At 65.6% G+C, this 20,768-nt stretch carries 16 protein-coding genes; 7 read left to right on the top strand and 9 right to left on the bottom strand.

Features of this window, described 5'->3' with window-relative positions; translation table 11 throughout:
* The first annotated feature begins 83 nt into the window (after positions 1–83).
* The gene (locus AC13EK_RS14615; RefSeq protein ID WP_004209410.1) at positions 84–755 is read left to right on the top strand and encodes a glutathione S-transferase family protein; all 672 of its coding nucleotides are present in this window, start codon (positions 84–86) and stop codon (positions 753–755) included.
* A gap of 159 nt (positions 756–914) precedes the next feature.
* On the opposite strand, the gene AC13EK_RS14610 is transcribed toward AC13EK_RS14615, so the two are convergent.
* Positions 915–2,072, bottom strand: a complete 1,158-nt coding sequence (locus tag AC13EK_RS14610) for a GGDEF domain-containing protein (RefSeq protein WP_004209411.1) — start codon at positions 2,070–2,072, stop codon at positions 915–917.
* A 92-nt stretch (positions 2,073–2,164) separates the two neighbouring features.
* Positions 2,165–3,049, bottom strand: coding sequence for a LysR substrate-binding domain-containing protein (locus AC13EK_RS14605; RefSeq protein WP_004209412.1), 885 nt, complete (start codon positions 3,047–3,049; stop codon positions 2,165–2,167).
* 337 nt (positions 3,050–3,386) lie between these two features.
* Between AC13EK_RS14605 and AC13EK_RS14600 the strand changes: the two genes are divergently transcribed.
* The 4 genes from AC13EK_RS14600 (at position 3,387) to AC13EK_RS14585 (ending at position 9,175) form a co-directional block, all read left to right on the top strand.
* Positions 3,387–5,675 (top strand): CDC48 family AAA ATPase, encoded by a 2,289-nt coding sequence (locus tag AC13EK_RS14600; protein WP_026109514.1) that lies wholly within the window; start codon positions 3,387–3,389, stop codon positions 5,673–5,675.
* 140 nt (positions 5,676–5,815) lie between these two features.
* On the top strand, positions 5,816–6,463 hold the full coding sequence (locus tag AC13EK_RS14595; RefSeq protein WP_069338822.1) for a class I SAM-dependent methyltransferase: 648 nt from the start codon (positions 5,816–5,818) through the stop codon (positions 6,461–6,463).
* 110 nt (positions 6,464–6,573) lie between these two features.
* Positions 6,574–7,674: a helix-turn-helix transcriptional regulator gene (locus AC13EK_RS14590; RefSeq protein ID WP_277788069.1), complete on the top strand. Its 1,101-nt coding sequence runs from the start codon at positions 6,574–6,576 to the stop codon at positions 7,672–7,674.
* Positions 7,675–7,909: 235 nt separating this feature from the next.
* A complete protein-coding gene (locus AC13EK_RS14585) occupies positions 7,910–9,175 on the top strand; it encodes a glutamate-5-semialdehyde dehydrogenase (protein WP_069336545.1) in 1,266 nt (421 codons plus the stop codon).
* 26 nt (positions 9,176–9,201) lie between these two features.
* On the opposite strand, the gene kdsA is transcribed toward AC13EK_RS14585, so the two are convergent.
* Positions 9,202–10,029, bottom strand: a complete 828-nt coding sequence (gene kdsA, locus AC13EK_RS14580) for a 3-deoxy-8-phosphooctulonate synthase (RefSeq protein WP_069336544.1) — start codon at positions 10,027–10,029, stop codon at positions 9,202–9,204.
* 5 nt (positions 10,030–10,034) lie between these two features.
* Positions 10,035–10,328 carry a hypothetical protein gene (locus AC13EK_RS14575; RefSeq protein ID WP_004209421.1) on the bottom strand — a complete coding sequence of 98 codons (294 nt, stop codon included), beginning with the start codon at positions 10,326–10,328 and terminating at the stop codon, positions 10,035–10,037.
* A gap of 21 nt (positions 10,329–10,349) precedes the next feature.
* On the opposite strand from AC13EK_RS14575, the gene AC13EK_RS14570 reads away from it, so the two are divergent.
* The gene (locus tag AC13EK_RS14570) at positions 10,350–11,474 is read left to right on the top strand and encodes a hypothetical protein (protein WP_069336543.1); all 1,125 of its coding nucleotides are present in this window, start codon (positions 10,350–10,352) and stop codon (positions 11,472–11,474) included.
* Entirely contained in the window at positions 11,471–12,841 is a 1,371-nt protein-coding gene (locus AC13EK_RS14565; RefSeq protein ID WP_069336542.1) for a cytochrome P450, read from the top strand. Before AC13EK_RS14570 ends, AC13EK_RS14565 begins: the two co-directional genes overlap by 4 nt.
* A 6-nt stretch (positions 12,842–12,847) precedes the next feature.
* Here AC13EK_RS14565 and AC13EK_RS14560 read toward each other — a convergent pair whose 3' ends face one another.
* The 5 genes from AC13EK_RS14560 to AC13EK_RS14540 form a co-directional block, all read right to left on the bottom strand.
* Complete coding sequence (locus tag AC13EK_RS14560) at positions 12,848–13,456, bottom strand: SMI1/KNR4 family protein (protein WP_234792152.1); 609 nt, start codon at positions 13,454–13,456, stop codon at positions 12,848–12,850.
* Positions 13,457–13,561: 105 nt separating this feature from the next.
* Entirely contained in the window at positions 13,562–13,747 is a 186-nt protein-coding gene (locus AC13EK_RS14555; protein ID WP_069336541.1) for a hypothetical protein, read from the bottom strand.
* The gene (locus AC13EK_RS14550; RefSeq protein WP_069336540.1) at positions 13,744–14,649 is read right to left on the bottom strand and encodes a transglutaminase family protein; all 906 of its coding nucleotides are present in this window, start codon (positions 14,647–14,649) and stop codon (positions 13,744–13,746) included. The genes AC13EK_RS14555 and AC13EK_RS14550 overlap by 4 nt, the downstream gene beginning before the upstream one ends.
* Entirely contained in the window at positions 14,646–17,129 is a 2,484-nt protein-coding gene (locus AC13EK_RS14545; RefSeq protein WP_069336539.1) for a circularly permuted type 2 ATP-grasp protein, read from the bottom strand. Before AC13EK_RS14545 ends, AC13EK_RS14550 begins: the two co-directional genes overlap by 4 nt.
* Positions 17,130–17,132: 3 nt before the next feature.
* The gene (locus AC13EK_RS14540) at positions 17,133–20,465 is read right to left on the bottom strand and encodes a transglutaminase family protein (protein WP_069336538.1); all 3,333 of its coding nucleotides are present in this window, start codon (positions 20,463–20,465) and stop codon (positions 17,133–17,135) included.
* Positions 20,466–20,768 lie beyond the last annotated feature (303 nt).

The following is a 20,768-nucleotide window of genomic DNA, read 5'->3' as shown; positions in this document are numbered from 1 at the left end:
TTAAAGGGGCGATGCGCGTTTCGCCGCGTTTCTGTGTTTTTGCGCCTTTCCCGGCGCGCGGCCCCGGCCTAACAGAAGATCATATGTGGCAACTTTTCCAATTCCCGCTCTGTCCCTTCTCCCGCAAGGTCCGTCTGCTGCTTGGCGAGAAAGGCATCGGCTATGATCTGGTGCGCGAATCTCCCTGGGAAATGCGCGACGAGTTTCTGGATCTCAATCCGGCCGGCACCACCCCGGTGGTCGTCGATCAGGAAAAGGGCGTCACGCTGATCGACAGCCAGGCGATCTGCGAATATTTCGAGGAAACGGTCGAAAAATTCCCGCTCATTTCCGGCACGGCCGCAGGCCGGGCGGAAGTGCGGCGCCTGACCGCCTTCTTCGACCAGAATTTCTACGGCGATGTCGTCGGCCCGCTGCTGCATGAGCGGATGAAGAAGCGGCTGATCGAGCGCGTCTCGCCCGATGCCCGCGTCCTGCGCGAAGCGATGCGCCGGGCCAACGTCCATATGGACTATATGGATTATCTGCTCGACCATCGCAGCTGGATGGCCGGCGGCACGCTCAGCCTCGCCGATATCGCGGCGGCAGCGCATCTTTCGGTGGCGGATTATCTGGGCGGCATCGACTGGGCCGGGCATGAACCGGTCAAGCGCTGGTATGCCGGCTTCAAATCACGCCCCTCCTTCCGCCCGCTCTTGTCCGAACGGATGGAAGTCATCACCCCGCCGACCCATTATGAAAAGCCGGATTTCTAAAGGGCATAAGGCGGCCTAGGGGCGATCGACATTCAGATGATGACGTGACGAAAATGGCGGTTTTCCGTGAGCCGGAGCGCAGCGTACTTAAAGTACGTGAGCACCGGAAGCGCGGGAAACCGCCATTTGCAGGCCGTCAGGGCTGAATGTCGATTGGCCCTAGTCCGCTTCGGCCGCCAGATAGACACGGTTGCGGCCATGTTCCTTGGCCAGGTAGAGCGCCCGGTCGGCGGCCTTCAGCGCCGCGCGCGGGTCGTCATAGGCCAGAACATTGGCGACGCCGGCGGAAAAGCTCACCCGCTCCATCCGCTCGCCATTGGTGCGGTTGACCAGGCTGCGATTGGCCAGATCCTCGCGCACTGCGTCGACCGCCTCGCAGGTCTCGGCCGCCGTCTTGCCGCGAAACAGCATGACGAACTCCTCGCCGCCATGGCGGGCGACATGGCAGCGGTCATCGGACGCCTTGGCCAGCAGCCCCGCGACGAATTTCAGCACCCGGTCGCCGGTCTCATGGCCATGGGTGTCGTTGACCAGCTTGAAATGGTCGATGTCGCAGAAGGCGACCGACAATTGCTCGTCGCCTTCCTTCGCCAGCTTCAGCTCCTCGCGCAGCACGCCTTCGAAGGCGCGGCGATTGGGCAGGCCGGTCAGATGGTCATGCTCGGCGGCGCGACGCGCGGTCTCCAGGCTCGATTTCAGCGCCTGGGTCTGCTTCTGGTTCTCGCGCAGCTGGGTTTCGACCTGGCGGGTCTTTTCCACCATCGACCGGGTCAGGCTGACCAGCCGGGCCAGGATCGGCTCATTGTCGGCGCCGGCGGCCAGGCCCTTGGCCTGTTCCTGCAATGCCGCGCCATAATCCTTGGCCGAATTGCGGGATTCGGTCATCAGCCCGGTGAATTCGTCCAGATTTTCCTCGACCTTGTCGAGCATGGAGGCGAGCGCATCGGGCGTCACCTCATCCGCGCGCTGGCTGGCGGCCAGCGATTCCATCCAGGCGTTGCTGATCTTGCCGCGCTCCATCAGCACTGCCTGCACCGCCTTTTCCACGCCGATGCTGGCCCCGGTCAGATAGTCGAGCGCAACGCCGAAATTGAGCGGTGTCAGGTCCAGATCATGGGCGAACAGAAATTCGCCGATTTCCTCGTAGAGGCGACGACGGCGATTGATCTCGCGACTGGCGGCACTGCCGGCGCGGGCGCGTGGCTCGCTCTCCACCTGCGGTTCGTCCGGCTTGCCGGACAGGCCACGGGCCCAGCGGGAAAGGCGGTCGGTCAGCCCATGGTGCGAGCCGGCGGTGGATGTGGATGCCCCAGTCATGCCGCTTATAACGGAGGCGCCCGATCAAGGTTAAGGGGGCGCTCGGCAAAAGTCGCAGGAACTTCAATCCGCGACGAATTTTCTACGCGGATTCAGATATTTGCCGCCACCAGCCAATCGCGGAAGATGCGCACCGACCGGGTCTGCAACGCGCGCGGGCGACAGACGAAATAATAGCGATAGGGGCTGTCGCAGCGGATATTGGGGAACAGCCGGATCAGCCGGGGATCGCCCGACTGTTCGAAATGGCTGGCATGCATGACCGCCACGCCCAGTCCCTGGGCGGCGGCTTCCAGCATCAGCTGGCCGGAATCATAATTGTCGATCGCCAGCGGCTGCAGGTCGGGAATGCCCGCCACGTCCTTCCACGCGTCGAAGGAAAGGGCCATGTCGCGATGCAGCAGGATCGTCTGTTGCGCCAGTTCGCTGGGCGACGCCAGCGCATTGGGGCCTTCCACCATTTCGCGCCGGCCGATCAGATAGACCTGCTCATGGTCCAGTTCATAGGCATAGAGCGCCGGGTCGATATCCTTGCTGGCCAGCACGATCGCCGCGTCCAGCCCTTCGCCCAGCCGCGCCACGGCATGGGGCGTCGTTTCGATGTCGATATGCAGCTGCGGGTGCTGCTGGCGCAGCCGGCCCAGATGCGGGAACAGGCGCTGCGTCGCGAACAGCGGCATCACCGCCAGGCGCAGGCGCAACTGGTTGCCGCCGCTCTGGATATTCTCCAGAGCCTGGCTGAGCGAATCCAGCGCCGGGGCGATGTCGTCCAGCAGCCGCTGGCCTTCCGAATTGATCTCCAGCGCCTGATGCTTGCGGTCGAACAGCGGGCGTCCGATGAACCGCTCCAGCGCCTGGACGCGGCGGCTGAGTGCCGGCGTCGACAGGGCGAGTTCCTCGGCAGCCGCCTTGACCGAACCAAGGCGGGCAACCTGAACAAAGGCCTCCAGGGCCGTAAGAGGCGGCAATCTGCGCATAATCGTCAAATTCTATAAGCCGGTCCGCTGCGTCGCATCATCTGTCATTATCGAACGGCGCGCTTCCCCGGTTCAAGCATCCTGACCTACAATGAGCAGGAAAACGCGGCAAATGGCAAGATGCAAAAATTGCAACCGGCCGATTCTTTTCGCACTTGCAAAATTACCTGCTGCAGCGCACATAGGAAAGGCCTTTCAGGCATCCTCTCCTATAAACTTTCCGGGCTGGCGCTTGCGCTGGCCCTTTTTTTGTTCCGGGCATAACGAAGCACGGCCCCTTTCCCTCACCCCCGGCGTTACCTATCTTCGTTTCGCAACCAAAAGGACGGGGATGACCATGGCCGATCAGGACAGCAGCGGACGCAGGATTCAGGTCGCCAATGCGCGGCCGGAGGATGCCGGGCGCGGTTTGGCGCGGCTTCCGTTGACGGTAATGGCCGAATTGCAACTGGCTGAAGGCGATGTTGTCGAGATTGTCGGCAAGCGATCGACTCCGGCGCGGGTGGTTCGCCCCTATAAGGAAGATGAAGGTCTGGACGTGCTGCGGCTGGATGGTTTGCAGCGCGCCAATGCCGGCGTCGGCTCGGGCGACTTCGTCCAATTGCGCAAGATCGATCCGCGTCCGGCCCAGCGCGTCGTGTTCGCGCCTGCACAAAATAATCTCCGTCTCCAGGGTAATCCCGATGCGCTGAAGCGCGTTTTCTTTCAACGCCCCCTCGTCGCGGGCGATGTCGTCGCCACCGCCGGCCAGCAACAGGTGCCGCCCGGCGACATGCCGCCCCATCTGCGCCAGATGCTGGCGGCGCCGGCTTATGCGCTCCAGGAAATCCGCCTGATCGTGGTGTCGACCGTGCCCAAGGGCATCGTCCATATCGATGCCGAGACCGAGGTGGAGCTGCGCGCCGAATATGAGGAGCCGCGCGAATCCCGCCGTGCCGATGTCACCTATGACGATGTCGGCGGCATGGCCGAAACGATCGACCAGCTGCGCGAGATGGTCGAATTGCCGCTGCGCTACCCCGAATTGTTCGAGCGACTGGGCGTCGATCCGCCCAAGGGGGTGATGCTCCATGGCCCGCCGGGCACCGGCAAGACCCGGCTGGCCCGCGCCGTCGCCAATGAATCGGAAGCCGAATTCTTCCTCATCAACGGACCCGAGATCATGGGTTCGGCCTATGGCGAGTCGGAAAAGAAGCTGCGCGACATTTTCGAGGAAGCGGCCAAGGCGGCGCCCTCCATCCTCTTCATCGACGAGATCGACTCGATCGCGCCCAAGCGCGGTCAGGTCACCGGCGAGACGGAAAAGCGCCTCGTCGCCCAGCTTCTCACCCTGATGGACGGGCTGGAGCCGCGCACCAATCTGGTCGTCATCGCCGCCACCAACCGGCCCGAGGCGATCGATGAGGCGCTGCGCCGGCCCGGCCGGTTCGACCGCGAAATCGTCGTCGGCGTTCCCGACGAACGCGGCCGGCGCGAAATATTGGGCATCCATACCCGCGGCATGCCGCTGGGCGACCGGGTCGACCTCGCCGAACTGGCGCGCATGACCTATGGCTTTGTCGGCGCCGATCTCGCTGCGCTGACCCGCGAGGCCGCGATCGAGACGGTGCGCCGGCTGATGCCGCGCCTCAATCTGGAGGAAGGCACGATCCCGCCCGACGTGCTGGAGGATCTGTCCGTCACGCGGGAGGATTTCCTCTCGGCGATCAAGCGGGTCCAGCCCTCGGCCATGCGTGAAGTGATGGTGCAGGCGCCCAATATCGGCTGGGCCGACATTGGCGGCCTGGACGATGCGCAGATGCGCCTCAAGGAAGGGGTGGAACTGCCGCTCAAGGATCCAGACGCCTTTCGGCGCCTGGGCATCCGCCCGGCCAAGGGCTTCCTCCTCTATGGTCCGCCGGGCACCGGCAAGACCTTGCTGGCCAAGGCGGTCGCGCGTGAGGCGCAGGCCAATTTCATCGCCACCAAGTCGAGCGATCTCCTGTCCAAATGGTATGGCGAGAGCGAGCAGCAGATCGCCCGCCTGTTCGCCCGTGCGCGTCAGGTGGCGCCGACCGTCATCTTCATCGACGAACTGGACAGTCTGGTTCCCGCCCGTGGCGGTGGCCTTGGCGAGCCGGCCGTGACGGAGCGGGTGGTCAACACCATCCTCGCCGAAATGGATGGGCTGGAGGAATTGCAGTCGGTGGTCGTCATCGGCGCCACCAACCGGCCGACCCTGGTCGATCCGGCATTACTGCGGCCCGGCCGATTCGACGAACTCATCTATGTGCCGGTGCCCGACCAGGCCGGACGCAAGCGCATCCTGGCGATCCATACCAAGAAGATGCCGCTGGCGTCCGACGTCGATCTGGATCAGCTGGCGGCTCGGACGGAGCGGTTCACCGGCGCGGACCTGGAGGATCTGTCCCGCCGGGCGGGCCTCATCGCGCTGCGCCAGTCGCTGCGGGTCGAAGCCGTCACCATGGCCCATTTCGAGGCGGCGCTGGAGGAAACCCGCGCCTCGGTCACGCCGGAAATGGAACGGGAATATGAGCAGATCCAGGCGACGCTGAAACAGAGCGCGATGCAGGTCGATCCGATCGGCTTCATCGCGCCCGGCATGCTGCGCGCCCGCGAACGCTGATGGACTTGGGATAAGCGCGCGGCCGACGGTGGGTGAACCCATCGCCTGGCCGCGCGTTCTATCCCGTGGCGCGCAAAGCCGCTTGCCAGCGGACATCAATTTTGCGAGGCCGATTCTGTTAGTCAGTCAGGCGGATTTTGATGGCCTCCCTACCGTTCAAAGACAAGAAGACTAGGATTTCGACGCGCGGTGGCAGCCGCTCCTTCCGTAGCCAGTGGGCCATGTTCTTCCGCCAGTTCATGAAGCATCCCGGCATGATCGGTTCGGTCATCCCCTCCTCGTCGCAACTGGTCGCGCGCTCGCTGGACGGCGTCCACTGGGCACGGACCCGCCTGTTCGTCGAATATGGTCCGGGTGTCGGCACCTTCACCCAGGCCATTCTCGATCGCATGCATCCCGACGCGATCCTGCTGGCGATCGACCTCAATCTCGATTTCGTCGCCTATCTGGAGGATGCGATCGACGATCCGCGCCTGCGCGTCGTCCATGGCTCGGCCGCCGACGTGCGCCGCTTCGTCAAGGAAGCGGGCTATCAGAAGGCGGATTACGTCCTTTCGGGCCTGCCCTTTTCCACCCTGCCGGCGGGAGTGGGCGAAACCATCTGCGAAGAGACGCGCGCCGTGCTGCGGCCGGGCGGCAGCTTCATCATCTACCAATATTCGCGCTATGTCCGCCGCCTGATCGACCCGCTGTTCGGCCAGGTCAGCGACGAACTGGAATGGCGCAACATTCCCCCCTGTCGCCTGTTCCGCGCGGCCAAGGACGAAGCGCTGGCCCAGGCAGCCTGATCTTTCCTGATCTGTATTAATATCTGGCAGAAATTACGTAATTCGGCCTGCTGCGCGTTTGACTCCGCGCTGGACTTGAGCAACCAATTGCTTGGGGACAAGGGGGTTATATGGCGTCATACGCCGATGGCAGCGATCCGTGGGCCGACCTCTTCTTGTCGGCTGCGCTGGAGCCGCACCTGTGGGATGCGGCGCTGCGCGCCATGGCCCAGGCAACCGGGTCGTGCCATGGCCAATTGATCGGTTTCGGTCCGGGGGCAGCGGCCTTCAACTGGATCAGCGACGTGGCGCCGGATATTATCGAAAAGTCATCGATGATAGACGGCGCTGCCCCGGACCTCAATTTCCGGGTCGCGGCCGACCGACTGCCGGCGCGCCCGGCGATCGTGCATGAAGCCCATTATGATGTCGCGCGCCAGGCACTGCGCGCGGATGACTATCTCGACCTGTGCAGCGACTATGACATTTTCCACGGATGCCAGACGCGTCTGGTCGCCGACGACAATGTGATGATCGGCTTCGCCCTGCTGCGCAGCGAGGCTGATGGCCGCACCAGCGTGGAACAGCGCGACCTGTTCGCCAAGCTGGCCGGTCATGCCCGCCATGCCGTCCGGCTGCAGCGGGCGATCGAGCAACAGGGCTTCGGCCTGCTGGCCGGCACGTTCGAGACCATGGACCGCGCCTGCTGGCTGCTCGACGCGACCGGGCGGGTAGGGGGCATGACGCCGCGTGCCGATGCCTTGCTGTCGACCAGCCGGCTGCGGGTCGGCGACGGCTGGCTGCAGAGCGACCGGGGCGACGAGACGCGCGCAATTTTGCGATCCATACGCGCGGTGGTGGATGTGCCGGCGCGCGAAGCCGATCCGGTGGCGCTTGCCGATGCCGATGGCGGCGTTGGCATCATGCTCGAATTTTTCCCCTTACCCTCCCGCCCCTGGGCACTGCCCTTTGCGCCGCATGCGATGATCGTCGCGCGCGTCGGCGCGCCGACCGAGCGCCATGTTCGCCTGCTCATGCGCACTTTCCGCCTGACCCCGGCCGAAGCGGACATCGCCATCCATCTCGCCGCCGGCCTGACCCGCGCGGACATTGCCCAGCGGCGGGGTGTTTCCGCCGAGACGCTCAAGGCCCAATTGCGCTCCATCTATGACAAGACCGGGTGCAGCCGGGAGTCGCAACTGGTGCGCATCGTCGGCATGATGAGCAGCTGAACATGTCCTTTTATTGCATAAATTTCGCAATTTACCCCTATCGGGGTATGCGCCCGCGCCGTTGAAGAGCTAGGTGATTCGACGAGGCAGGAGCATCTTGCCTGCCGACGGCCGATCCATATGCGACCCATGGGTCGGCCGCCGGCATCTCTTCCTGTCTCCCCACACTTCGTCAGGGTTCCGTCTCGCGACATTTTCGTGCTAAGCCGCTGCCGGATTTGAAGCGAGATTACCGATGAACGACCTGACGCAGACCCCCGAAATGCTGATCGCGCAGATGGGCGCGCGTGCGCGCCGCGCCGCCGCCCTGCTCGCGCCAGCCGGGGACGCGCAGAAGGTCGACGCGCTGCGCCGCGCCGCCCAGGCCCTGCGCGACCAGGCGCCCGCCATCCTCGCCGCCAATGCGCGCGACATGGACAATGGCATCGACAATGGCCTGTCCGCCGCGATGCTCGACCGGCTGCGGCTGGACGAGGATCGGATTGCCGCCATGGCCGCCGGCGTGGATCAGGTCGCGACCCTCGACAATCCGCTTGGCAGCGTGATCGACTCCTCCGTGCGCCCCAATGGTCTGGAACTCAGCCGCGTGCGCGTGCCGCTGGGCGTCATCGGCATCATCTATGAAAGCCGCCCCAACGTCACCGCCGATGCAGCCGCTCTCTGCCTGCGCGCCGGCAATGCCGTGATCCTGCGCGGCGGCAGCGAGGCGAAGGAAAGCAACCGTGCGATCCACGCCGCCATGGCAGAGGGGATCGCCGCCGCCGGCCTGCCTGCCGAAGCGGTGCAGCTCATTCCCACCACCGATCGCGCCGTGGTCGGCGCGCTGCTGCGCGCATCGGATTTCGTCGACCTCATCGTGCCGCGTGGCGGCAAGAGCCTGGTCGCGCGCGTGCAGGAAGAGGCGCGGGTGCCCGTGCTCGCCCATCTTGACGGCATCAACCACAGCTATGTCGATGGCGCGGCCGATCCCGCCATGGCGGAAAGCCTGGTCTTGAATGCCAAGCTGCGCCGCACCGGTGTCTGCGGTTCGACCGAAACGGTGCTGATCGACCGCGCCTATGCCCATGCCCCCGCGCTGGTGCAGGCGCTGCTCGACGCCAAATGCGAAGTGCGCGGCGATGAGGCGGTGCAGGGGATGGACGATCGCGTGATCGCCGCTTCGGATGAGGATTGGGATACCGAATATCTCGACGCCATCGTCTCGATCCGGCTGGTCGACGGCGTGGAAGAGGCGATCGCCCATATCGCCGCCCATGCCAGCCATCATACCGACGCGATCATCACCGAGGATGCGGCGGTCGCCGAACGCTTCCTCAATGCCGTCGACAGCGCAATCGTGATGTGGAACGCCTCGACCCAGTTCGCCGATGGGGGCGAGTTCGGCCTGGGTGCGGAAATCGGTATCTCGACCGGCCGGCTCCACGCGCGCGGCCCGGTCGCGCTCGAAGGGCTCACCACCTATAAATGGATCGTGCGCGGTCGCGGCCAGGCCCGACCGTAAGGCGTTTTCGGGGTGAAGGGGGAGACTTACCCCTTCACCACCCTATCGATCGCCTTCAACTGCTTCAGCATCGGCCCGACCCAGTCGAGCTTCAGCATCACCGGCCCGTCCGACGGCGCATTGTCCGGGTCTTCATGCGCCTCCGCGAAGATCGCCGCCACGCCGGCCGCTACCGCGCTGCGCGCCAGCAGGGGCGCATAGTCGCGCTGGCCACCGGAGGCCGATCCCAGCCCGCCGGGCTGCTGCACCGAATGGGTGGCATCGAATACGACGGGATAACCGGTTTCCGCCATCACCGGCAGCGCGCGCATGTCGCTGACCAGCGTGTTATAGCCGAAACTCGCGCCGCGCTCGGTCAGCAATATGCGCTCATTGCCGGTCGACGCGACCTTCTGCGCCACCGCCGCCATGTCCCACGGGGCCAGGAACTGCCCCTTCTTGACGTTGATCACCGCGCCGGTCTTCCCCGCCGCGATCAGCAGGTCGGTCTGGCGACAGAGAAAGGCCGGGATCTGCAGGATATCCACCGCCTGCGCCGCCGCCTCCACCTGCTCGGGGCCATGAATGTCGGTCAGCACCGGGCAACCCAAAGTCGCCTTCACCTCGGCCAGGATCGCCAGCCCCGCGTCGATGCCGACGCCGCGCTTGCCCGATACCGACGTGCGGTTCGCCTTGTCGAAGCTGCTCTTGAAGATGAAGGGCACGCCCGCATCCGCCGCCGCCTTGGCCAGCGCATCGGCCATGAACAGCGCATGGTCGCGACTTTCGATCTGGCAGGGGCCGGAAATCAGGACGAAGGGCAGGTCGTTGCCGAAGGTGACCGGGCCGACCTTCACATGCTTGGGATCGCTCATGCCGCTCACTTGGGCGCTTTGGCGAAGCGGCGCAACAATTGTCCGCGCCACAGCCCCTTGCCGGGATGATAATTCCAGCAGAACCAGCCAAAGGTCAGGCAGGCGAGCAGCGAGGGCAGCGCCATCGGATCGCCATTGGCCTTCATATGGCGATAGAATGTCATGTCGGCGCGCCAGCGGTCGCGCTCGCTGCCACCGCCATTGATGCCGTACATATTGTCATGCTTCCTGCAACCGACATTCCGGTTGTATTTGCGATGGTCTATGAAATAGCAGTAGTCGCGTTCGGGCGTGGTCATGTCCCGATTAGGACCGGGGCAGTGCAGAAATTCAAGCGTAAAGTCTTCTACCTGGGTGGTTTCGACCCGCGCGGCGTCCGTTTCTATCACCAGCTCTATCGTGATCAGGCGGCCCGCTACACCGCGCTGACCGGCGAAGCGGTGGAGGTCAGCGCGCGCCGCGCCGGCCCCGCCAACAGCGCGCTCTGGACCGTCACCAACGCCAGCGCCGGGGTCGAGACCGACTATGAATATCTCCGCTGGGAAGACCTGATCGGCAAGGTCTGGATCCGCCATCCCTTCACCCTCGCCTGGCGCGCTGCCCGTGCCTATGCCGGCCATGCCCGGTTGATGCAGTTCGGCCGGATGCGCAAATTGCGCCGCGGCCCGGTCATCACCATCCTCTATCCGCCGATCCTGGCCGTGCTGATCCCGCTGCTGCTGGTGCTGCTCCCGGCGCTGCTGCTGTCGCTGCTGCTGCCCTTCTGGGCCAGTGCGCTGGCTGGCATCGGCCTTAGCGCCTTCTTCTCCGGCCGCATCCTCGACAAGCTGGTCGTGCCCTGGCTGCTGCGCTTCATGACCTATCATGGCGCGCTCGCCGCCGACGGGCCGGGCGATGACCTCAACGCCCGGCTCGATCAGTTCGCCGCCCGCATCGCGGCGGAGCTGGACGGCGACTGGGACGAGGTCCAGCTCGTCACCCACAGCGCCGGCACGATCCTGGGCATGAGCCTGCTGCGCCGCATCCTCGCGCTGCGCGGTGGCGCGCTGCCCGACCATTTCGTCATGGTCGGCATGGGGCAGGTCGTGCCGGTGATCGGCCTGCGCCGCGATGCCGGCTGGTATCATGCCGACCTCAAGGCGCTCGCCGACCAGCCTTTCCGCTATGTCGACATCAGCTCGCCGCCCGACGGCGCGGCCTATTACAACGTCAATCCGCTGCGCCTTGTCGCCGATCAATTTGCCGCGCGGGTGGACATGCTATCGCCGCGTTTCCATCTCTTCTACTTGGCCGAAAATTATCACGGGGGCTGGTCCAACAAATATGAGGCGCATTTCGATTATCTCAGGGTCGGCGACCGCCTGTCGCCGCTGGATTTCGTGAGCCTGACCGCCGGCCGCCGCACCGTGGACGAAGCGGTCGCCGCCTTCCGGACGATCCCGTGAGCGCGCCCTTCACGCCCCCTTATCCTGAGCCGCCCAAGTCGAAACGCGGCCTCGTCAAGCGCTTCCTGCGTGGCTGGCACAGCTGGATCCATGTGCTCTTCGACAAGAGCTATACGATGAAGATGGGCGAGATCCGCATGCCGGGTCAGACCATGTATATCGCCAACGAACTGCCGCTGGTCGACAAGATCCTCAAGGGCGGCACCGCCTTCCCCAAGCATAGCGAACTGGTCCGCAATCTCGATCCGCTGATCGGCAACTCGGTCTTCTCCGCCAATGGCGAGGATTGGGAAAGCCAGCGGGCGATGGTCAATCCGGCCTTCGCCCATACCGCGCTCAATCGCTCCATGCCGCTGATGGTCGCCGCCGCCGACGATCTGCTCGCCCGGCTCGATGCCGCTGACCGGTCGAAGCCGGTCGATATCGACCCGATGATGACCCATGTCGCGGCCGACATCATCTTCCGCACCCTCTTCTCGCAGACGCTGGACGAGGAACGCTCCAACATCATCCACACCGCCTTCGGCCGGTTCCAGCGGTTCGCCCATTCGGCCTCGATGCTGCGCCTCTACGGCATCCCCGCCGGCTGGTTCGAAAAGCGCTCGAAAGGGCCGGCCCGCGCCATCCATGATGTGTTCCGCCCGATCGTCGAGGCGCGCTACGAAGGCTATCATGGCCGGGGCGAGGCGCCCCATCGCGACATTCTCCAGTCGCTGATCGAGGTGCAGGATGCGCAGACCGGCGCCCATTTCACCTGCGAACAGGTGATGGAACAGGTGTCGACCATCTTCCTCGCCGGCCATGAAACCTCGGCCAGCACCATGACCTGGGCGCTCTACATGCTCGCCGAATGCGCCCATATCCAGGATCGGGTCCGCGCCGAAGTGGCCGGCATCGCCGGAGCCGAAGCGCTGACCGCGCCGATGCTCAAGGATATGGGCCATGTCCGCAACATTTTCCGCGAAACGCTGCGCCTCTATCCGCCGGTCGCCTTCTTCCCGCGCGAAGTCACCTGTCCGATGGAGATGCGCGACAAGCAACTGGAAGAAGGATCGATGCTGGTCGTCGCGCCCTGGCTGACCCAGCGCAACAAGGACAACTGGGCCTGCCCGCACGCCTTCGATCCCGACCGGTTCGATGATCCGGCCAATGCCGACATGGTTAAACAGGCCTGGTTCCCCTTCGGCCGCGGCCCGCGCGTTTGCGTCGGCGCCGGCTTCGCCCAGCAGGAGGTGATGACCGTGATCGCCTCGGTCATCCGCCGCTACCGCCTCACCATGCCCGCCGGCTTCAAACCCGAACCCATCAGCCGCCTCACCATCCGCCCCAGGACCGGCATGAAACTGCTGTTCGAGCGGGTGGGGTAACCGGAACTATTGTGGGCGGACGAGGCTCGCCAAAGCACTCTCCAACTCGGCGTGACTGCGATCGATGATCCCATCGCATGAAAAACAGGCATCAACCCGGTCGATGACTGTCGAGAGGCATTGTGTGAATGAGGGCATGGAGCGTGCAATTTGCTCCGATGTGATCGCGCAACGACCGTCGCGATGGAGTTCGATGGCATAGGAACTGCTCCAGCCAACGACTGATCCGATGACGCGCCAGCCCTCGGCCCAGCGGGCGCCGTTGGTCGCCGCAAAGATCCGATTATTGTCGTCGATCGATATGGGCTGCTGCTTTTCTGGCGACAGATCGCGGGAGAGGCTTCCGATCAGTCCGAACAGATATATCTTGTTATCGAACAGGCTTGCGCCATTCGACCATTGGAGAAAGCTGGTGAAATCTGCTGGGAGCGGTTGCTCAAGGGCTTGGTGAAGGCTTTCCAGGCCTGCATCATCAAGCGGTGTAAAGAGTTTGTGCAAATAGCCCAGAGAACGATCATCGGGCAATTTCCGGATGAACCGGTTGCCATTCTCCAATTTCAGCGAAGTTGGATCATCGCATTTGAACAATGTTTTCGCGAAGGGTGGCGTTTGCATAAGCAGGGGATGGGATGGCGCATCGGACCAGTCAAGTCACCCGTCATGCCGGGCTTGACCCGGCATCCCGCTCCTTGCCCTGCCAGCGTCGGTTGATGGCGTCGATCACTTCCCGCCCTGCGCCATCGGCAGGTCGACGCTGACGGATTGCGTCGGGATCGGCGCCGCCATGATCGCGATCCCTGCGACGATCCCCAGCCCGCCCCACACCCAGCGTTTCGCGCGCAGGTCCATGACGCCGCGCGCCAGGCAGTAAAGGCCGGCCAGGACCAGGATGATGGCGGCGATCATGCGACTTCCTCTTTTGCGGTCTCGTCCTCGGGCACGACATCGACGGCGACGCTGATGCTCTGGCCCGATCCGCCGACGAACAGCCCGTCCATCGGCGCGACATCGGCATAGTCGCGGCCCATGGCGATGAACAGATGATCCTCGCCAGTGATGACGCCATTGGTGGGGTCGAAGCCGATCCAGCCGCGCGTCGGCCCGCACCACAGCATCACCCAGGCATGCATGGCGTCGGCGCCGACCAGCCGGGGCATGCCCGGCGGCGGATAGGTGCGGAGGTATCCGCTGACATAGGCGGCGGGCAGGCCAGCGAGGCGCAGCGCCACCACCATCACATGGGCGAAATCCTGGCACACGCCATGGCGCGCGGCAAAGGCGTCGGCCACCGGCGTCCCGGCATCGGTGGCGCTGGGATCATAGGCAAACTCCGCCTTGATCCGCTGCGCCAGTTCCCATGCCGCCGCGACGATCGGCCGGTCGGGCGCCAGCATCGCGCCCGCCCAGTTGCCGATCGCGTCCAGCATCGGCGCGCGGGGCGAGGCATAGAGGAACTGCGCGGGGGCAGAGGCGCTGATGTCGCGATCGGCCAGCGCCGCGCGCGCGACCATGGCGATGCTGGGGTCGTCATCCTGCGGCAGGATCGGCGCGCCGCCCGCCACCCCGGCGCGGAACCGGCTCTCGATCGTCAATTGCCGCAATGGCTGGTCGATCACCAGCCGCTCGACATGCACCGGCCAGGCGCCCGGCCGCGCCTCGATCGACAGCGGCGCGGGATCGACGCTCAGGCTATAGTCGGCGGTCCATTGCCCGGCCCAGGCCATCGGCCGCAGCCGCACATTGAAGCGGGCGACCCGCACCGGCGCGCCATAGCGCAATATGCTTCTGTGCCGGACATGGTAGATCATGACAGCAGCTCTGCGCCCTCGACCTTTTCGGTCTTGCGGACCTGCAGGAAATAGCGCTGGCCGATTGCGTCGGACAAGGCGAGCAGCCGGCTTTCAATATCGGTCAGCGCCGCCATGGTCAGCATGTCGCCGGTCAGCGGCGCCAGCGTCGCCGCCAGCGCGCCGGCCAGCCGCTGCGGTTCCTCCGGCATGCCGTCGCCGCGCAGCGTCGGCAGGGCAGCGACATGCTCGGCAATGCGCTGCGCCTGATAGGCGATCGATCGCGGGTTCTGCGGCTCCAGCGCCACCAGATCGCGCACCGGCGGCAGCGACGGGCCGGTCAAATAGCGGTTGCGATAGCTGATCTGGCTGTCATGCAGGTCGAGCAGGACGGTCAGGTCGTCGGCCGATGCCCAGTCGCTGCCCAGCAGCAGCGTCAGCCGGCATCCGGTGATCGCCCGCTCGATCCGCCGCCCCATGTCGTGGAAGCGCCAGCCCTCGGTGCGCGCCATATTCTCCGCCGCCAGCCCCGACAGCGCCGATATCCGCTCGATCATGCGCGATGCCGCATCCAGCAGCGTCTCGGTCACCGCCCCGTCGAACGCCGGCAAGGGCAGGCGCACCAGTCGCCAGAAATCGGTTGCCAGCCGGTCGCGCAGCCCCTCGCCGATATTGGCGACCACGCCCATCAGCGCGCGCACGCTGCCCGGCTGGCGCGCATCGCCCAGTGCCTGCGCGCACAGCGCGCCGACCGGCTGCGCCGCGTTGCTGGTGGCCCCCCATAAAGCAAGCTGCCCCGCCAGCCGCGCCATGGTCGGCGAATCCGACGACGGCCCCATATCGACCTCGATCGATTCGCCCACCACCGCGCGGATCACCCGCAACGTCATTTCGGTCCGCTCGATATAGCGGCCCAGCCAATAGAGATTGTCCGCCGCCTTGGTCGGCAACAGCCCGCCGATCCGCCGGATCGCCGGCGCGCCGCCATCGCCCAGCAGCGTATCGGGCGGCACAGGCTGGCTGTCGATCACGCACATGTCGGCCGACATGTCGCCCTCGCCCATCAAGGCGGCACGGATATCGCCATGCGCGGCCAGCCGGGCAAAGGCGCCCGGCATGATCCGCCATTGGCCGAGGCCATCACGCGCCACGAACACGCGCAGGGTGAAGGGCAGGGGCGTAAGTCGCCCGCCGACGATCGCCGGGGTGGTGGACAGCTTCACCACTTCCTGCCCGACATAGTCCATCGGCCGCCGCGCCATCGCCTCCAGCAGGGTCATGCGCTGGTCCGCGTCCAGCATCGATCCCTGCACCGATCGCGCCGGACCAAGCCCTGCCGCATCCCGGTCGAACGCCGAAGCGACCAGCAATTCGTCCAGATGGCCGGTCACATGGCCGTGCTCGCGCTCCTGCCCGCACCACCAGGTGGCAATATTGGGCAGCAGCAATTCGGTGCCCAGCAATGCTTTCGCCAGTTGCGGCAGGAAGGCGGCAAAGGCGCGCGCCTCGATCACGCCCGCGCCCGGCCAGTTGCTGATCATCAGCCCGCCGCGCGCGCAGGCATCATACAGGTCGGGCACGCCGATCCGCGATTCCCCGTCGAACGCCAGTGGATCGAGAAAGCGGCTGTCCATCCAGCGCCACAGCCCGTCGATCCGCTTCAGCCCCTCGATCGTGCGCACGAACAGGCGGCCGTCGCTGACGATCAGGTCATCGCCCTCGACCAGCATCAGGCCCAGATAACGGGCCAGATGCGCCTGTTCGGCATAGCTCTGGTTGAACCGGCCCGGCGTCAGCAGGCCGATGCGCGGATCGGCGCGCTGGCAATCGACCGCCAGGCCCCGGCGCAGGTCGGCGAAGAAGGGCGCCAGCCGCCGCGTGTTCATCGCGCCCAGCAGGTCGCCGGTCGCGCGCGACAGCGCCAGCCGGTTCTCCAGCGCATAGCCGACGCCCACGGGCGTGCGCACCCGGTCGGCCAGCACCCGCCATTCGCCATCCGGCCCGCGGCCAAGGTCCGCAGCATAGAAATGGAGATAATGGCCGCGCGGCGGCGCCGCCCCGGTCATCACCCGCCAATAATGCGGGCTGCCGGTCACCACCGCAGCGGGCAGCTTGCCCTCGCGCACCAGGCTCTGGGTGCTGTAGATGTCGCTGATCACCCGCTCCAGCAGCTCGGCCCGCTGCATCAGCCCCTGCTCGATCCGGGTCCATTCGCCAGAACCGATCAGCATCGGGATCGGGCTCAGCGGCCAGGGCCGCTCCTGCTCGTCACCGGTCAGGCGGAACGCCAGGCCCAGATCCTGCGCCTGCCGCTCGACATTGCCGGCCAGCGTCGCGGGATCACCCTGACCCTGTTCCGACAATCGATCCAGCATCGCCCGCCAGCGTGGCGCCATCTCCGCCGGCGCCCCGGCGAACAGGTCGCCGCCCGACGCGCGCGCCAGATAGTCGCCGGCCCAGCCGGACGCTTCGAGACCCGGCAGGACAGGCGAGTCGGTCATCGTCTAATATTCGGGATGCCTGAACCGAAGGTCCAGCGTCATCGGAAATTCGCTTGGGGGCTCGGCCGGCGGCATGTCGACGGGGCCGGGCGTATGGCCATGATCCTGGAACCGCGCCTTGCGCCGCGCCTCCGCCTCATAGCTGTTGATCGGCACATCGTCATAATTGCGCCCGCCCGGATGGGCGACATGATAGACGCAGCCGCCCAGCGACCGCCCGCTCCAGCTGTCGAAGATATCGAAGGTCAGCGGCGCATTGGCGGGCAGATTGGGGTGCAGGCAATTGGCCGGCGCCCATGCCTTGTACCGCACGCCGCCGACCGCCTCGCCCGGCACGCCGGTCGGCGTCATCGGCACCCGCCGGCCGTTACAGCTGACGATATGGCGCCCGGCGACCAGGCCCGACACGCGCACCTGCAACCGCTCGGTCGAACTGTCGACATAGCGCACCGTGCCGCCGATCGCGCCGGTCTCGCCCAGCACGTTCCACGGCTCCAGCGCATGGCTGATCTCCAGCCCGACGCCGCCGGCCTCCACGCTGCCATGCACCGGGAAGCGGAACTGGCGCTGCGCCTCGAACCAGTTGGGATCGAAATCATAGCCCGCCTGGCGCAGGTCGTTCAGCACCTCCAGGAAATCGGCCCAGACGAAATGGCCCAGGAAGAAACGGTCGTGCAGCGCCGTGCCCCAGCGCACCAGATTGCCCTGCTGCGGCTCGCGCCAGAACCAGGCGGTCAGCGCGCGCAGCAGCAATTGCTGGGCCAGGCTCATCTGCGGGTCTGGCGGCATCTCGAACCCGCGAAACTCGACCAGGCCCAGGCGCCCGGTCGGCCCATCGGGCGAGAACAGCTTGTCGATGCAGATTTCGGTGCGATGGGTATTGCCGGTCACATCGACCAGCAGGTTGCGGAACAGCCGGTCCACCAGCCAGGGTGGCGGCAGCTTGTCCGTGCCGTCGCGGACCGGATTGGGCACCTGCGCCAGCGCGATCTCCAGCTCATACAGGCTGTCGTGCCGTGCCTCGTCGATGCGCGGCGCCTGGCTGGTCGGGCCGATGAACAGGCCGGAAAACAGATAGGAGAGCGCGGGGTGCCGCTGCCAGTAGAGGACGAAGCTCTTCAAGAGGTCCGGCCGGCGGATGAACGGGCTGTCGTTCACGCTCGCCCCGCCCAGCACCAGATGATTGCCGCCGCCGGTGCCGACCGACCGGCCATCGACCATGAACTTGTCGGCGGTCATCTTCACTTCGCGGGCATCCTCATAGACGCCCTGGGTAATCGCCACCGTCTCGGCCCAGCTTGTCGCCGGCTGGATATTCACCTCGACCACGCCGGGATCGGGCGTCACCTTCAGCACGTTGACGCGCGGGTCGGACGGCGGGGCATAGCCCTCGATCCGCACCGGGATGCGGGTCGCCTCGGCCACCTTCTCGACCTGCGCAATCAGTTCCAGATAATCGTCCAGCGTCTTCACCGGCGGGATGAAGACCGACAGGAAATTGCCGCGCGGCTCGACCGTGACGGCGGTGCGCACGGCGCCTTCGATGAACACCTGTTCCTGCCGGTCCTGATGCTCGGCCTGCGCCACCTCGGACCGCTCGAACCGTTCTGCCGGGGCTTCCGCCTCGGCACGATAATCGGCCAGCGGTTCGCGCGGCTCGCTCGTGTCCTGCGGGTGGATATAGGGGAAATCGGACGGCGGCACATAGGGCAGGGTGCCCAGCGGCAGGCGGTATCCCAGTGCAGAATCGCCCGGCACCGCGAACAGCGCCTTGCGCCGCACCTTCCACACCTCGCTCTGCCAGCGCGGCGCGCTCGCCTGCGTCTGCCAGCGCTGGATCGGCAGGACATAGCCGACCGTCTTGCTAAGGCCGCCCTCGAACGCGCGCACCATCCGGCTGCGTTCCTCGGGATTGTCGAACTTGGGGTCGCCCGGCTCGGTATTGGCGGGCAATTCCGCCTCCTTCACCGACCAGGCCAGCGCATCCTCATACACCGGCTGGACGAAATCCGTCTCGACCCCCAGCCCGTCCGCCATGGCGGTCAGGAAGCGGCCGGCATCCTCGGCGGTAATGGTCGTATCGCCCGCCTCCGGCTCGCCCGCGATCAGCCCGGCGTCGCGCCAGATCGGCACGCCGTCCGCCCGCCAGTAGATCGAATAGCCCCAGCGCGGCAGGCTTTCGCCCGGATACCATTTGCCCTGGCCATGGTGCAGCAGCGCGCCCGGCGCGAAACGGTCGCGCAGCCGCCGGATCAGCCGGTCGGCATAGCCCGCCTTGGTCGGGCCCACCGCGTCGCCATTCCATTCGCCCGCCTGCGGGTCGTCGACCGCGACGAAGGTCGGCTCGCCACCGGTGGTCAGCCGCACATCCTGCGCGATCAGGTCCGCGTCCACCTGCTCGCCCAGCGCCATCAGCGACGCCCAGCGCCCTTCGGTAAAGGGCTTGGTGATCCGCACCGCCTCGGCAATGCGGCTGACATTCATCGCAAAATTGAAATCGACCTCGGCCGGCTCGGCCATGCCGCTGATCGGGGCGGCGGACCGATAATGGGGCGTGGCGCAGAGCGGGATATGCCCCTCGCCCGCGAACATGCCGCTGGTCGCATCAAGCGCGATCCAGCCGGCACCGGGCACATAGGCTTCGGCCCAGGCATGCAGGTCGACCACATCCTGGGTGACGCCCTTGGGCCCTTCGATCGGCTCGACGTCAGCAACCAGCTGGATCGAATAGCCCGACACGAAGCGCGCGGCAAAGCCGAGGCGTCGCAACAGCTGCACCAGCAGCCAGGCGGAATCGCGGCACGATCCGGTGCCGATGTCCAGCGTCTCCTCGGGCGACTGCACCCCGGTTTCCATGCGGATGACATAGCCGATGCGCTGCTGCAGCTTGCTGTTCACATCGACCAGGAAGTCGATCGTTCGCCCCTCGAACGCGGCATGCTGCGCGACCAGTTCCTCGAACAGCGGCCCCTGCGCCTCGACGTCATAATAGGCCGCCAGATCGGTCTCCAGCTGCTCGTCATAGGTGAAGGGATAATTTTCCGCATAGGGTTCGACGAAGAAGTCGAACGGGTTGATGATATCCAGATCGGCCAGCAGGTCGACCTCGATACTGAAATGGTCGACCGGATCGGGAAAGACGATCCGCGCCAGCCAGTTGCCGTGCGGGTCCTGCTGCCAGTTGAGGAAATGGTTCGCCGGCTCGATCTTCAGCGCATAATTGGGGATCTTGGTGCGACTGTGCGGCGCGGGCCGCAATCTTATCACTTGCGGACCCAGACGGATCGGGCGGCTATAGCGATAGGCGGTCAGGTGGTGCAGCGCGGCCTTGAGCATGATGCGATCAGAAACCACGCTTTGCTGCAATGCAATGCGAAACTGTCGCTTCGCCAAAGATTCTCGCAATTTCCGTTCGCGTCAGCCCCGGCCATCCCCTCATTTAACCGACGTCATCCCGGTCCCTGCGACAGGCTCAGGGCATGCTTGATCCGGGATCCATTCAGCGCTTCCTTTCTGGCGCAGAATGGATCCTGACTTCTGTCAGGATGACGCAGGTCGTGATTGGCAGGGAGCGACCAGAAGCTGCCATTGTCACCCCGGCCTTGAACCGGGGTCCCGCTTCTTTATCTGTTGCATAGA

The sequence above is a fragment of the Sphingobium sp. L-44 genome (assembly GCF_056859495.1).
This window is presented reverse-complemented; position numbering and strand designations above follow the sequence as displayed.